This window comes from Paradevosia shaoguanensis, assembly GCF_016801025.1.
Classification (GTDB): domain Bacteria; phylum Pseudomonadota; class Alphaproteobacteria; order Rhizobiales; family Devosiaceae; genus Paradevosia; species Paradevosia shaoguanensis.
Genome location: NZ_CP068983.1, coordinates 4,420,724 through 4,434,465, shown reverse-complemented (window position 1 = coordinate 4,434,465; position 13,742 = coordinate 4,420,724). Strand labels below are relative to the sequence as shown.

The following is a 13,742-nucleotide window of genomic DNA, read 5'->3' as shown; positions in this document are numbered from 1 at the left end:
CAAACAATGCGGTCGAGCAAGGTCATCCATATCGTCGGCGCACATGCCGAGGGCGAGGTGGGCGATGTCATCGTGGGCGGCGTGCTGCCGCCGCCGGGTGAAACGCTCTGGGAGCAATCGCGCTTCATCGCGCGCGACGAGACGCTGCGCAATTTCGTGCTCAACGAACCGCGGGGCGGCGTCTTCCGCCACGTCAACCTGCTCGTGCCGCCCAGGAATCCACGCGCCCAGATGGGCTGGATCATCATGGAGCCGGCCGACACGCCGCCCATGTCCGGCTCCAACTCCATCTGCGTTTCGACCGTCCTCCTCGATACCGGCATCATCCCGATGCAGGAGCCGCAGACGCATATGGTGCTCGAAGCGCCGGGCGGGCTCATAGAGGTCACCGCCGATTGCCGCAACGGCAAGGCCGAGCGCATCAGCGTGCAGAACGTACCGTCCTTCGCCGACAAGCTCGATGCCCATATCGAGGTCGAGGGCCTTGGCACCATCACGGCCGATACCGCCTATGGCGGCGATAGCTTCGTCATCGTCGATGCCCCAGGCCTCGGCTTTGCGCTGACGCCGGACGAGGCCCGCGACCTCGCCGAAACCGGCATCGCCATTACGGCGGCGGCCAACGAGCAGCTCGGCTTCGTCCACCCGGAAAACCCGGATTGGGACCACATCTCCTTCTGCCAGATCGCTGCGCCCGTAACGCGCGAGGCCGGCGTGCTCACCGGCAAAAATGCCGTCGTCATTCGCCCCGGCAAGATCGATCGTTCACCTACCGGCACCGGCTGTTCTGCCCGCATGGCGGTGCTGCGCGCGCGTGGTCAGCTGGAGATCGGCGAAACCTTCGTCGGCCGCTCGATCATCGATTCCGAGTTCCGCTGCCATATCGCCGAAGATACGAAGATTGGCGGCCGCCCGGCGATCCGGCCGGTTATCTCAGGGCGCGCATGGGTTACCGGCACGAGCCAGTTGATGCTCGACCCAGATGATCCATGGCCGGCCGGGTATCGGCTTTCAGATACGTGGCCGGTGTTGGTTTGAGGCAGAGTTATTTCGGTCTCTCGAACACCTAGACACTAGTTCGTCCCGGACACACGCCAGATCGTGTTGCCGGCATCATCGGCGACCAGAACGCTCTTGTCGGCGAGCAGCGCTACGCCGACCGGGCGGCCATAGGCCGAGCGTTCGTCCTCGGTGAGAAAGCCTCCGAGGATATCACGGGGCATTCCAACCGGCTTGCCATCCTCGAACGCCACGAACACTACCTTGTACCCACTGAGGCGACTGCGGTTCCACGAGCCGTGCTGGCCGATAGCCATGCCTTCGCCGAAGCCGGGCAGGGCACCCGCCGGTAACCAGCAAAGGCCAAGCGACGCGGTATGGCCGCCCAGTGCATAGTCCGGCGTAACCGCGGTCGCTACCAGCGCGGGATTGGCCGGCTGCACGCGATCGTCGACGATCCGGTCCCAATAGCTATAGGGCCAGCCGTAAAAACCGCCATCCTTGACCGACGTCAGATAGTCCGGTGGCGTTTCGTCGCCCAGCCCGTCGCGCTCGTTGACGACGGTCCAGAGTTCGCCGGTTGTTGGCTCCCACGCCATGCCGACCGGATTGCGCAGGCCCGAGGCGAAAATCCGGCTACGGCCGGTTGCAAGGTCGAGTTCGTGGATTGCCGCACGGCCGTCTTCGGCATCAAAGCCCTGCTCGGCGATGTTGCTGAGCGAGCCGACGCCGACATAGATCTTCGTGCCATCCTTGCTGGGATAGAGATTACGCGTCCAGTGGCCGCCCGGCTTCATCTCCATGAGCTTCCGCCCAGGCGCCGTGATCCGCGTTTGGCCCTCGGCATAGGGGAAAGCGACGACACTATCTGTGTTACCCACATAGAGCGTGTCACCGATCAACACCATTCCGAACGGTTGATTGAGGCCTTCAAGGAACGTCTCGCGGATCTCCGCCACGCCGTCCCCATCGGCATCGCGCAGGAGCGTGATCCGGTTTGCGTTCCGGCGGATCGCACCAACGCGCCGCATCACGAAATTGCGGGCAATGTCCATGAAGTCGCGGATGCCACTCGGCAGAGACGCCGATTCCGCCACCAGCACATCGCCATTCGGCAGCTGATAAATCCAGCGCGGATGCTCGAGCCCGCAAGCGAAAGCCTTGACCGCGAGCCCCGGTGCAACACTCGGCGTTTGACCGGCCGTCCAACCCCTGATGTTGGGTGTCTTGAGCGTCGGGCGATTGCCCTGCGACACGGCCCGCGGAATCGCCGGCGTGGTGCCGAAAACGGCGGCCTTGTTCACGCCCAGCCGACCGCGTCCGGCAAGGCTGCGGAACAGCCAGAACGCCAAGGCGATCACGATGACAATAATCAGCAATGCAAGAAAGTTGCTTGCAGTCACGACACTCTCCGGGCGGGTAGGGCCGGCGCGAATGGCGGCCTTTGAGGAAACAGCTTTGTGCGGCAAATAGCTGTCGCGTGCAACACCTGTGCGACGTATCCGCAGCACCCGATTTCTGATGCGAGCTAGGCCACCACCCGCTCTTCGGCGAGTGCCTTGTTGACTACGGCTCTGGCCGCGTCTGCGTCTCCGGCGACAATCAGCGCACCAAGGGGCGCCAGCCCCTGCCGCCGCAGGCCGCCCAGTTTTCGATCGAGAAAAGCGACGTCCTCGGTAAGCAGATTATCGAGGTAACTCGTTACCAGCGAAGCCAGGAAGCGGTTGCCACTCGGGCGCTTCTTCGCCGAGGAAATTGCCGAACCGCTGGGACTCGAAGCCTGGATCGGCCTACCCGAGACGTTTGAGCCACGTGTTGGCAAGATTGAACTCGGGTCCGACATGCTACCCTTCGAGGTTGGCTTTTCGCCAGAACAGCGAAGCGACCCGGTATTCATCTCTGTCTGGGGTAACCCACCGCTCTTTCCCACGGAACTGCCGTGGAACACGCGCGCCTATCACGCCGCCGAAATCGGTGGGGCAGGGGGTATCGCCACGGCTCGTGCGATGGCGCGGTACTATGGCTGCATGGCGATGGGCGGCACCGTTGACGGCGTCGAGGTGCTAAAACGTGAAACTGTGGCTATTGGCCGAGCGGAACAGTCGCGGTTCATGGACCCGTACATCGCCGAAGCCATGGCCTTTGGCGTCGGCTGGGCATTGCAGACGCCACAAGGACGCTTCGGGCCTGCGCCCGACGCTTTCGGTCACTCAGGCGCTGGTGGCTCGATCCATGCAGGCTGGCCCACGGAAGGGGTGGGGTTCAGCTACATCATGAACCAGATGCGCGCTGATCCGGAAGACCTACGCTCCCGGCACCTCCTCAAGCGGCTATACGAGATCGTCCACTAGCCCCGCCGGCCGCCGAGCGGCCAGCGGCCCAATTGCTCGTGCCGGGAGTGACCGACAAAGCTGCGGACCAGTGCGAAGTCGCGGACTTCCCAGGAGATCGTTTCGACGCGGTGCTCAACCATAGGCGTTGGTGTCCAGAGCAGTGTCACATGCGGCTCGAATTGGTGACGCGCCAGACCCAGCCCGGCATTCGCGGCCGCGATGCAAAAGCGTCGGCGGAATTCGATGAGTCCTGGATTGCCGATGTCCTTGCCATAAAGCACCAGCGGCTTCTTCTGGCCGCCCTGGAAGAGAGCCATATGATCGAAGACGACGCGCAGCGGTTCGTCCGGAAGGTCTGCCGCAATATCGTCGCCCGCAAGCTGGGCCCGTCGGTCCGAAATGCGGTCACGAACGCCGAACACCGACAGATGCAGCCGGCCGCCCGCGGCCAGCGAACGACGAGCTGCGGCTTCGCCTGCCGCCAGCGTCGCCAGCCGTAGCGCTATCTCGGCTGTGCCATTGTCAGGCAGCAATGCGAAGAAGACGTTGTCTTCTCGTTGTGCAGGCCCACACTCGGTCTTGTCGAAAAGTTCGTACTGCATGCTTTCACCAAAAGTGAACAAAGCATGAACATACACGAGTTGCAACCGCAAAAGTGTTGGACGGTTATGACCGCGTAGCCGCGGTATCCACCGAGACCTCGACGGACATTCCGGGCAGCAGGCGCTGAGCCAGCGGCTGGCCGGGATCGATCTCGATGCGCACCGGAATACGCTGAGCAACCTTGGTGAAGTTGCCGGTAGCATTGTCAGGCTTGAGCACTGAAAATTCCGAGCCGGCCGCCGGCGAGATTTCCGAAATATGCCCGACCAGCTTGCCGGCATCCAGTGCATCCACGGTGAAGCTCGCCTCCTGGCCGATTTCGAGGTTGGCGAGCTGCGTCTCCTTGAAATTGGCGATGACCCAGGTCTTCTCCGGCGTAACGGACGTGAGCTGCGTGCCGACTGATACGAACTGGCCAATCCGCGCTGTGACTTCACCGAGCCGTCCATCCACCGGCGCGACGATCCGCGTGTTGCTCAGGTTGATCTCCGCCAGATGCACGGCCGCTTCCGCACCTTGCACAGCGGCCTCAAGGCCCGGCTTGCCGGCTTCAACCAGCGCCAGGTTTTGCTCTGCGATCGCCACTGAGGCCTTTCCTTGCGTCACGCCAGCCTCAGCTTGAGCCAGTGCGGCGTTGGCCTGGTCGGCACTCGACTGCGCGGCGATGCCCGACTTGAGGAGCGAAGAATTGCGGCCCGCATCGCGCTGCGCCTTTTCCAACGCGGCATCGGCGGAAGTGAGCTGCGCCTGCGCCAGCTCGACGCTCGACTGCTTGGCAGCGTAGTTAGCGTCATAATTGGCGAGCGCGCTTTCCTGCTGGGCAAGAGTTGCCTTGGCCTGTGCAAGCTGCTGCTGGTAGATGCGATCGTCCAGCTGCACCAGAAGGTCGCCTTTCCTGACCTCCAGATAGTCGGTGACCGGGACCTGAACCACGTAGCCCGCCAGTTGCGGGGCGAGGATGGTCACCTGACCTTTGACATAGGCGTTGTTGGTAGACTGCACCGAGGACGTGAAGGGCGGCAACTGCCACGCATAGAGTACCACCAGCACGCCTGCGACGCCGGCGAGCAATGCCGGAATGGTAGCCTTTGAAAAAACGAGTTCCTTGAAACGCATTGAAGTGACTTTCTGGAGTAGATCAGGCCGCGCTGGCCTGGGCTTGCGGTGCGCGATTTTTGAGCGCGCCGTGCAGCATATGGATGAGAAGAACTGCGATCGTGGCGATCGTCGCTGCGAAGATGGTCATGAAAAGATCGTTGTAGGCCAATACGTTGGCTTGCTGTGTCGCAGACTGGCCGAGTAGCGCCAACCCCTTGGCGTCGCGCAGCGCAGGATCGGTCAGGACCTTGGAATAGGCGCCGCCATACGCCTGCACACGCTGAGCCACCAACGGGTCGAGAAGAGTTACGCCCTGCGCGATCACGTTCGAATGGAATTGCTCGCGCACCGCGACGAATGTTGTCATCGCAGCCGACCCCAGGAGACCACCCAGCGTCTGGGTGGTAAGGAACACTGTCAGGAACGACAGGATGTATTGCGGTCCCTTGGCCATCGCTCGGCTGAAGCCGTGCAGCATGGCCGGCGGTAGGAAAATAGCAGCGGCAAAGCCCATCAACGCCTGGCTCACAAAGAACTGCTCTGGGCGGCTCGTAACCGAACTATGCCCGTCCATCCAGGCCGCTACGGCCACCATGGTAAGCGCCAATAGGTGCAAGTAGGGCGTCCGCTGCGGTTTGATGACTGTCGTCAGCCAATACGTGGCAATGAACGTCACCACGCTGATGATCGCGAAGAGCGGTACCAACTGGTCGTTGCCCAACCCAAGTACCGTGAAGAGTCCCACCGCACCCACCGATTGCTCCGAAAGCAGGATACGCACCGCAATCAGCGCGCCGGTAAAGGTCAGCATGTCGGGCGTCAGCAGCCAGCGCAGATCGATCATCGGCTGCTTGCGGTGAAGTTCCACCAGCGCCAGCAAGACCAGAGAAGCGATGCCGATGGCCGCGAGCACACCGAGCCAGGGCGCCTCGAACCACCAGTAGGAGCGGCCCATCGACAGCACGATCGCGATCGAGCCAAAGCCCATGGCCAGCAGCGGAAAGCTGATGAGGTCGTCCTTGTCGAATGACTTCTGACGCGGCGGATGCGTAATGGGCACGAGAAAGATCACAGCGAGCGCGACGAGCGCGAGGCCTACTTCCATCAGGTAGAGCCCATGCCACTCCCCTATCTGCATCAGCGAAGGGGACATGACGCGCGCCAGCGGCAGCGCCAGACTGCTGCCGACCATGCCGAAACAGATTCCGATGCTCATCTTCTTGGCGGGCGGAAGCCATTCGAGCATGTAGAAAAAGGCAAGCGTGCTCAACGGTGCCGCGGCGACGCCCATCATGGCACGCACCACCAGCGCCGAGCGCAGGTCGTTGCTGAACATATGGGCTATGACCAGCCCCACATAGACGATGATGCCGATCTCGGCGAAACGCCGCATCCCGAACTGGTTGCGGATTTTGAACATCAGCAGGGTGCCGGTCATGTTGGTCGCGAAATAAGCGGCCGGCAGCCAGCTCACTTCCTGCTGGGTTGCGCCGAAATAAGCCTGCAGGTTCGTCAGGTTGGCCGTAATGAGATTGAGGCCAAGCCCCTGCGTCAGTCCCAGAAGCACCGAGGACAGCGCATAGATCGCCGCCTTCCACGCCGGAAACGGCACAAAGGGCGGCGGGGACGGCCTGGCAGGAGACTCCGCCGGCTCGACTTCCGCGACGGGAGTGGGCTGGGCCTCAACGCCCTCGTCCTCGCGGTCGATGATTCCTGCACTGCGCTCGCTCATTGCGCCGCCTCGCGCTCGAAATGTGCCCAGCGCCGCACCGGACCGGCGGTGACGATCTTGGCGCTGATAACGTCAAGCACGCGTTGTGTGGTTTCGAGATCGTCGTCTGAAATGTCGTCGAGCAGGCCGCTGTAAAGGCGCCTCGATTCCCGCACCACCGCTTCGGCGATCGGTCGGCCGGTATCGGTGAGTTCGATGATCTTTGCGCGCCGATCCGTTTCCGACGGACACCGACGAATATGCCCAAGCGCTTCCAGCCCGTCGAGTATCCGCACGGCAGTGGGGTTCTCTACGCGCAGATAGTCGGTCACATCCGTTTGCGTCGCGCCCTTAGGGCCGCGCTTGGCAAGGAACAGCAGCACGCGACCGCGTGCGGCCGTGAGTCCCATTTCCCGCAATTGGGCATCGAAGTGAGTCTGCAGAGCTCGCGCGGTCCCAGCCAGGGTCGTGATGAGACCCTGCCGCAGCGTAAGGTCGGTCATTTGTTAGGAATCCATTATGTAGGGAGCTACATATATGTGTGCTTAGATATAGTCGGCTCTCGCCACCTGTCCAGTGCGTGCCATGCGGATCAGGCATGCGCGGACGCAATGCCGCAGGCGTGCAGCGTCCAAGGAGAGCCGCATCACAACGTCGTCGCTTCGACATCGATTCGGCCCTATCGTGCCGGCTCCTGCGGTAGAGGGGTGCCAGAATGCGCATCGCGATGATTGGGTCCGGATATGTAGGTCTGGTGAGCGGCGCGTGTTTTGCCGATTTCGGTCACGACGTCGTCTGCGTCGACACGGACATCGCCAAGGTCGAGACACTGCGCCAGGGCGAGATTCCAATCTATGAGCCGGGTTTGAGCAGCATCGTCGCCGCCAACACTGCCGCCGGTCGGCTGGTTTTCACGACGGATCTGACCGCTGCCGTCTCGCAGGCCGAAATCGTCTTCATCGCCGTCGGCACGCCGTCCCGGCGCGGGGATGGTCATGCCGATCTCTCGTTCGTTTACGCCGCCGCTCGCGACGTCGCCGAGGCTCTCGATGGCTTCACTGTGGTTGTGACCAAGTCGACCATTCCAGTCGGCACTGGAGATGAAGTCGAACGCATCATGCGGAGCGCCAACCCGGAAGCTGATTTCGCCGTGGTGTCCAATCCCGAATTCCTGCGCGAGGGCTCGGCAATCGAAGATTTCCGTCGTCCGGACCGCATCGTGGTCGGCACCGGCGACCAGCGCGCCCGCACGTTGATGGCTCAGGTCTATCGCCCGCTTTATCTCAACGAAGCGCCGATCATGTTCACCAGCCGACGCAGTGCCGAACTCACCAAATATGCTGCCAACGCGTTCCTCGCCATGAAGATCGCCTTCATCAACGAGATGGCCGACCTGTGCGAGCGGGCAGGGGCCAATGTGCAGGACGTTGCGCGCGGCATGGGCCTCGACAAGCGCATCGGTCCAAAATTCCTCAATGCCGGTCCAGGTTATGGTGGCTCCTGCTTCCCGAAGGATACGGTTGCGCTGGTTAAGACCGGGCAGGACCATGGTGTGCCGCTGAGGCTGGTTGAGACCACCGTCGCCGTGAACGACCACCGCAAGCGGTCGATGAGCCGCAAGGTCATTGCGGCGATGGGCGGAGACGTGCGTGGCAAGACCATCGCCGTACTCGGCCTCACCTTCAAGCCCAACACCGACGACCTTCGCGAGGCGCCGTCTCTGGCAATCATCCAGGCGCTGGAAGATGCCGGCGCGCGCATCCGCACATTCGATCCCAAGGGCATGGACGCTGCCCGCGAACTGCTTCCCGGCGTCACCTTCTGCGAAGACGCCTACGACGCAGCGACGGGCGCCTCGGGCGTCGTCATTGTAACCGAATGGAACGCGTTCCGGTCGCTGGATCTGCCACGGCTCAAGGTGCTGATGGCGACGCCCGTTCTCGTCGATCTCCGCAACATCTATCGTCGCAAAGAAGTGGAAGCAGAAGGCTTCCACTACGAAAGCGTTGGGACTCTGGCTCCCGGCGATGCGGAGCGACTGGCAGACGCGGCCGAATAGGCGGAACTATTGCCGCCCGAAATCGTCCTCTATCCGCACTATGTCATCCTCGCCGAGATACGATCCCGTCTGCACCTCGATCAACTCGAGCTCGATCTTGCCCGGATTGGCCAGCCGATGCGTACAGCCAAGGGGCAAATAGACAGACTGGTTCTCCGTCAGCATCTGCTGCGTCCCATCGATAGTGACCTCGGCGGTACCACGCACAACTACCCAGTGCTCTGAACGATGATGATGCTTCTGAAGCGAGAGTTTCCGTCCCGGCTTAACGAACAGCTTCTTCACCTGGAACCGGTCGCCGTTGAGCACCGAAGAATAGCCGCCCCAGGGCCGATAGGCAGTGCGATGCGTCTCGGTAAGTGACCGCGTAGCAGCGCTCTTGCGAAGCGTTTTGACCATCGGCCCCACCTTCTGCGCCTCCGACAACTTGCCGATATAGATCGCATCCTCGCTCGCGATCACGGCGACGTCCTCAAGACCTTCAATCGCCACGTGCGCGCGCTCGGATACGATCAGCGATCGGCTCGTATTGCTGAACGTCACCGGTCCATTGGCGACATTCTGCGCCGCATCCTTGTTGCTGACCTTCCAGACAGCGTCCCAGCTCCCGAGATCCGACCAACCGAACGAGACCGGCAACACCGCAGCCCGGTCGGTCTTTTCAAAGATCGCATAATCCACCGAGATGTCCGGTGCCCGGCCGAAGGCCTCGGCCTCGAGCCGCACGAAATCAAGATCGGCCTTCGCGAGTTCGACCGCGCTTTGCGCAGCCGCGATCGTCTCGGGCGCCAGCCGACGGCATTCATCGAGGAACGTCCCGGCGCCAAGCATGAACATGCCCGAATTCCAGTAGAATCGCCCTGATGCGAGCATTTCCTCGGCCCGCGCTCGTTCCGGCTTTTCGACGAAACGGGCAACTTCCATCGTCGTGTTCGAAAGCGCCTTGCCGGCTTCAATATAGCCGTAGCCGGTCTCCGGCGTCGTCGGCTTGATGCCGAACGTTACGAGGCGTCCGCTGTTCGCGGCGGCGGCAGCTTCGTCGGTCGCAATCCAGTAGCCGTCATCGACCGTCACCGAATGATCGGAGGGCAAAACATGCAGCACGACGCCGGGCCCGAACGTCCGTGCGCCATAGGCCGCGGCGGCAGCGATCGCTGCTGCTGTATTGCGCGCCACAGGCTCAAGAAGGATGGTGGTCAGCACGACGCCAGCCTCTTGCGCCTGCTCGGCCACGAGGAAACGGTATTCGGTATTGGTCAAGACGATCGGCGGCAGGTAACGCGAGGGATCCAGCACGCGTTGGAGCGTCTGCTGGAACAGGCTCGTCGGTCCGGTGAGCGGTAGAAACTGCTTGGGGCGGGTCGATCGGGACATTGGCCAGAGCCGGGTACCCTGTCCCCCCGCGAGCACTACCGGCAGGATGAGTGCAGCCATTTCCGAAACGCCTCCATAGGGACTTGTCCTATCAGGCCAGTTTCGGGGCTTTCCATGCGCGCCGATATCAATCTTCAGAGCTAGTTCGGAGGGCCTCGGAGGCGTGCTGCATATGTGCTGCGGCCCGACAATTGGGATTAATAACGATACCGATAGGTACCGGTCCGCCGTATGGCTCGTAGAGAGCACTGAAAATACGGTTTGCGCGCCCGCCCGGGCGGATGTCAGGAATGCCGATGGCCTTTGAGGGAAAGGACGCGCGGACGCGCAATGTGCGTGTTGAGGACGTTGCACGCGAGGCGGGCGTCTCGCCCATTACCGTGTCGCGCACCTTGAGCAATCCTGACCTAGTCAAGCCCGAAACGCGTGAGCGCGTCCTGCAGGCCGTCGAGAAGACGGGTTACATAGTCAACACCTTCGCCAGCAGCCTGCGCTCCGGGCGGTCTTCGCTTATCGCCATGTTCGTCTCCAACATCGAGAACCAGCATGTCGCCCGCGCTACCCGCGGTTGCGCCGATGCGCTGGAGAACAGCGGCTTTCACCTCATGATGGCCCATACGAACTATTCGGCCCGCCTCGAAGCTGATTTCGTGGGCTCAGTCCTGCCACTTCGTCCGGCAGCGCTGGTCTTCACCGGCATCGTCCAGGCTGAAACCACGCGCTCTATGATCCGGTCGCGTGGCATGGCGGTCATGGAAATGTGGGATCACGTTGATGATCCCATGGATATGCTGGTGGGTTTCTCCAATGTCGAAGGTGGTCGTCTGATGGGCGAACATCTCGGAGCCTCCGGATTCCGGAACGTGGCTTATGTGGGCCGCACCAACACCGCGGGCAACGAACGCCTGGCGGGTTTCCGGGAGGGCCTTGCTGCGGCTGGCACTGAAATCGGATTCTTGGCGCCGATGGATGGTCACGAGCCGGTCCTGACCGATGGCGCGCAGGCCCTGCGCACCGTCATGAAGCGTTTTCCGCAGTGCGACGCGATCTTCTTCTCGTCCGAAATCCTGGCGGTGGGCGCGTCGCTCGAAGCCTCGCGTCTCGGCCTGACCGATCGAATCGCCATTGCCGGCTACGGAGACAGCCCCATTGCCGAAGCGCTCCCGGTGCCGCTGACCACGGTACACGTATCGAGCTACGAAATGGGCTTCCGCGCCGGCAAGATGCTGCTCAAGCACCTTTCGGGCGAAACCGTGCGTGAAAAGGTCGTCATTCTGCCCAACGAGCTGCGCATCCGTCGAAGCACCGCGCGTCGGCCGCGGAATTAAACAAGCTTCACCTTTTCTATTCCCAATCGGGCCCGGACGATTTATCTAAAGGGCATGACTATCCAGCCCAACACCCCGATTGATCTCGTCGCCTTCAGTGGCAATGCCCACCGCCCGTCGCGCTCGCGCGCTTTGACCGAGGTGATTTCGAAACGGATCGGAGAACGGGTAGAGGCTCGCATAAGACAGTACGACATCGTCGATGCCAGCCCCGGCCTGGGTGCCGCGCTTTCGCGCGAAGAACTGTCGCCGGAGGCGCTGGCGATTGTCGAGGCCGTCGAGAACGCTGACGTGCTTGTCGTTTCCTCGCCAGTCTACAAGGGCTCCTATACCGGCCTGTTCAAGCATTTCTTCGATTTCGTTGATCCGACGGCACTGATCGGCAAGGCTGTCGTCCTCGCCGCCACGGGCGGCGGTCCGCGCCATTCGCTCGTCGTTGAGCACCAGCTTCGACCGCTATTCGGCTTCTTCTCGGCGCTCACCATTCCCACCTCGGTCTATGCCGAGGACAAGAGTTTTGAGGACTTTCGTCAGGTTGATCCCGGCATTCTGGCCCGCATCGATCTCGCTGCCTCGCAGACTGCTGTACTGGTCGCCGCTCAGCGCCAGAACCGCATACCACGTCCCGAAGAAACCCCTGAAGACCCGGAATCTGGCGCCACCACCGATCGCATCGATAACTCCGAAGTCAATGACTGAGACGTGCGGCCGTCAAAACTGCCTGTAACCTTTCGGCGGCCTTCTCCGGCGTCTCCGTGCCATTCATGACGTCGGAGGCTGCCGCCCAGGTTTCCTGCACCAGGCTCGGCGTTCCACGCGAGAGCGGCGCCGAGGTGAAGGGGAGCGTCGACGCACATCGGCTCCGCCATGACAGGAATTCCTGGGCCAGCGGGTCGTCGATGCTGATCGCGGATTTCGACAGCGGGAAGAAGCCGGGCAGGGCATTGGCATAGAGATTGGCGAATTCCGGTGTGGCGAGCCAAGCCAAGAATTTCCGCGCCGCCTCTCGATGTGGCGTCTTGGCGTTCATGCCGATGCCGATATAGGCTTCGTCGGAGATAAAGCAGTCGTCTCCATCCTCCGCAACCGGCGGTGGAAACGCCCCGACCTGGAAGCCTACCTGCGCCTCGAGCTCCGCGATCTCCTGCGAACTGGCCGGGTAGATAGCAGCTTCGCCGAGTGTAAAGACGTTCTGGCTGTCCGTATGGGTGTGTTCCCCAGCCCCATCGCCAAGGTAGGGCTTCCACCGTGCCAGAACCTCCAGTGGCAATACCCATTGCGGATCGGTCAGCTTCTGCTTGCCGCTGATCAGCGCCTGTCGACCTTCCTCCCCTTTCCAGAAGCTGGGGCCGATATTCTCGTAGCCCAGTGTAGCCGCTTCCCAACGGTCATGTAGACCCATCGCCATCGGAACGTAGCTACCGTCGGCCTTGAATTGGTCGAGCACCGAAAAGAAGTCGGCTTGAGTTGCAGGCGGCTCCAGTCCCAACTCATCGAAGGCATCCCTGTTATAGATGAACCCATGGATCACCGAGGCCACTGGCACGCAGAACGGCGTCTTCCCGTCGTCTGTCTGCCACGCCATCTGCGCCAAGGCGGAGAAATTCGCCATTCCGGCGAGGTCCGACAACGGCGCCAGATATCCCGCATCGAACAATTGCAGAGACCGGTCGAAAGGCCGACAGGCTATGAGATCACCTGCAGTCCCCTCGGCGAATCTGGAGCTGAGGGAAGTGTCGTAATCCGCTGATGCAATGGGAGAAAACGTTATCTTGATGCCGGGGGTCTCAGCCTCGAAGATCGGGATCAGCTTCTCGTTCCAGATCGCCAGGTCGCCAGTGCGCCAGCTTTCAATCGTCAACGTGACGTCCTGCGCCAACGCGACTCCGCATGGCAGGGAAAGGCACAGTGCCAGCAATCCTCGGGAAAAGGCCGTCCGAGCTGTACCCATGCTCTTTTCCTTGAAGTCTGCCTCAGAGATCGTGCAAAACGCCTGCGGTCACAACCGAAATCGCGCCACCGCGGCATTGGCATCCGCCCTCCGTTTGCATTAATGCCAATAACATACCATTTGTCCATAAGGCCGCGCGGAGCAGATTTTCAGTTCTTCTCCACACGGGGATGAGGGCGAACACCGGTGATCTGTGGGCAAGACCTCAGAACGCCACTTTTCCCTTGGTCAATGGTATTTTATTGGTATCTTGACGCGAAAAGTTCGCGTGGTTGCCTGGTTTGGA

The 13,742-nt window shown here is 61.8% G+C and carries 13 protein-coding genes; 5 read left to right on the top strand and 8 right to left on the bottom strand.

Going from position 1 to position 13,742, the window contains the following annotated elements:
• Positions 1-6 precede the first annotated feature (6 nt).
• Positions 7-1,038, top strand: coding sequence for a trans-3-hydroxy-L-proline dehydratase (locus JNE37_RS21565; RefSeq protein ID WP_203064781.1), 1,032 nt, complete (start codon positions 7-9; stop codon positions 1,036-1,038).
• 35 nt (positions 1,039-1,073) lie between these two features.
• Here the strand turns inward: JNE37_RS21565 and JNE37_RS21560 are convergent, their stop codons facing one another.
• On the bottom strand, positions 1,074-2,339 hold the full coding sequence (locus JNE37_RS21560; RefSeq protein ID WP_246513707.1) for a PQQ-dependent sugar dehydrogenase: 1,266 nt from the start codon (positions 2,337-2,339) through the stop codon (positions 1,074-1,076).
• Positions 2,340-2,527: 188 nt separating this feature from the next.
• Positions 2,528-2,821 (bottom strand): hypothetical protein, encoded by a 294-nt coding sequence (locus JNE37_RS21555; protein ID WP_203066463.1) that lies wholly within the window; start codon positions 2,819-2,821, stop codon positions 2,528-2,530.
• Between JNE37_RS21555 and JNE37_RS21550 the strand changes: the two genes are divergently transcribed.
• Positions 2,724-3,350, top strand: a complete 627-nt coding sequence (locus JNE37_RS21550) for a serine hydrolase (protein WP_203064780.1) — start codon at positions 2,724-2,726, stop codon at positions 3,348-3,350. The two genes, JNE37_RS21555 and JNE37_RS21550, sit on opposite strands and share 98 nt — an antisense overlap.
• On the opposite strand, the gene JNE37_RS21545 is transcribed toward JNE37_RS21550, so the two are convergent.
• The 4 genes from JNE37_RS21545 to JNE37_RS21530 form a co-directional block, all read right to left on the bottom strand.
• Positions 3,347-3,934, bottom strand: coding sequence for a 2'-5' RNA ligase family protein (locus JNE37_RS21545; RefSeq protein ID WP_203064779.1), 588 nt, complete (start codon positions 3,932-3,934; stop codon positions 3,347-3,349). The two genes, JNE37_RS21550 and JNE37_RS21545, sit on opposite strands and share 4 nt — an antisense overlap.
• A 64-nt stretch (positions 3,935-3,998) precedes the next feature.
• The gene (locus JNE37_RS21540) at positions 3,999-5,051 is read right to left on the bottom strand and encodes an HlyD family secretion protein (protein WP_203064778.1); all 1,053 of its coding nucleotides are present in this window, start codon (positions 5,049-5,051) and stop codon (positions 3,999-4,001) included.
• A gap of 22 nt (positions 5,052-5,073) precedes the next feature.
• A complete protein-coding gene (locus JNE37_RS21535) occupies positions 5,074-6,765 on the bottom strand; it encodes an MFS transporter (protein WP_203064777.1) in 1,692 nt (563 codons plus the stop codon).
• A complete protein-coding gene (locus JNE37_RS21530; RefSeq protein WP_203064776.1) occupies positions 6,762-7,247 on the bottom strand; it encodes a MarR family winged helix-turn-helix transcriptional regulator in 486 nt (161 codons plus the stop codon). The genes JNE37_RS21535 and JNE37_RS21530 overlap by 4 nt, the downstream gene beginning before the upstream one ends.
• Positions 7,248-7,459: 212 nt before the next feature.
• On the opposite strand from JNE37_RS21530, the gene JNE37_RS21525 reads away from it, so the two are divergent.
• Positions 7,460-8,803, top strand: a complete 1,344-nt coding sequence (locus tag JNE37_RS21525) for a UDP-glucose dehydrogenase family protein (protein WP_203064775.1) — start codon at positions 7,460-7,462, stop codon at positions 8,801-8,803.
• Between the two features lie 6 nt (positions 8,804-8,809).
• On the opposite strand, the gene JNE37_RS21520 is transcribed toward JNE37_RS21525, so the two are convergent.
• A complete protein-coding gene (locus tag JNE37_RS21520) occupies positions 8,810-10,237 on the bottom strand; it encodes a mannose-1-phosphate guanylyltransferase/mannose-6-phosphate isomerase (RefSeq protein WP_203064774.1) in 1,428 nt (475 codons plus the stop codon).
• Between the two features lie 236 nt (positions 10,238-10,473).
• Here JNE37_RS21520 and JNE37_RS21515 point away from each other — a divergent pair, with 236 nt between their 5' ends.
• Entirely contained in the window at positions 10,474-11,505 is a 1,032-nt protein-coding gene (locus JNE37_RS21515) for a LacI family DNA-binding transcriptional regulator (protein WP_203064773.1), read from the top strand.
• A gap of 54 nt (positions 11,506-11,559) precedes the next feature.
• On the top strand, positions 11,560-12,204 hold the full coding sequence (gene msuE, locus JNE37_RS21510) for an FMN reductase (protein ID WP_203064772.1): 645 nt from the start codon (positions 11,560-11,562) through the stop codon (positions 12,202-12,204).
• Here the strand turns inward: msuE and JNE37_RS21505 are convergent.
• Positions 12,194-13,456 carry an ABC transporter substrate-binding protein gene (locus JNE37_RS21505; protein WP_203064771.1) on the bottom strand — a complete coding sequence of 421 codons (1,263 nt, stop codon included), beginning with the start codon at positions 13,454-13,456 and terminating at the stop codon, positions 12,194-12,196. The two genes, msuE and JNE37_RS21505, sit on opposite strands and share 11 nt — an antisense overlap.
• Between the last annotated feature and the right edge of the window lie 286 nt (positions 13,457-13,742).

Excerpts from the sequence above, each read along its gene's own strand:
- JNE37_RS21565 (WP_203064781.1), top strand. The coding sequence starts at position 7 with ATGCGGTCGAGCAAGGTCATCCATATCGTCGGCGCACATGCCGAGGGC.
- JNE37_RS21545 (WP_203064779.1), bottom strand. The coding sequence starts at position 3,934 with ATGCAGTACGAACTTTTCGACAAGACCGAGTGTGGGCCTGCACAACGA.
- JNE37_RS21540 (WP_203064778.1), bottom strand. The coding sequence starts at position 5,051 with ATGCGTTTCAAGGAACTCGTTTTTTCAAAGGCTACCATTCCGGCATTG.
- JNE37_RS21535 (WP_203064777.1), bottom strand. The coding sequence starts at position 6,765 with ATGAGCGAGCGCAGTGCAGGAATCATCGACCGCGAGGACGAGGGCGTT.
- JNE37_RS21530 (WP_203064776.1), bottom strand. The coding sequence starts at position 7,247 with ATGACCGACCTTACGCTGCGGCAGGGTCTCATCACGACCCTGGCTGGG.
- JNE37_RS21525 (WP_203064775.1), top strand. The coding sequence starts at position 7,460 with ATGCGCATCGCGATGATTGGGTCCGGATATGTAGGTCTGGTGAGCGGC.
- JNE37_RS21520 (WP_203064774.1), bottom strand. The coding sequence starts at position 10,237 with ATGGCTGCACTCATCCTGCCGGTAGTGCTCGCGGGGGGACAGGGTACC.
- JNE37_RS21515 (WP_203064773.1), top strand. The coding sequence starts at position 10,474 with ATGGCCTTTGAGGGAAAGGACGCGCGGACGCGCAATGTGCGTGTTGAG.
- msuE (WP_203064772.1), top strand. The coding sequence starts at position 11,560 with ATGACTATCCAGCCCAACACCCCGATTGATCTCGTCGCCTTCAGTGGC.
- JNE37_RS21505 (WP_203064771.1), bottom strand. The coding sequence starts at position 13,456 with ATGGGTACAGCTCGGACGGCCTTTTCCCGAGGATTGCTGGCACTGTGC.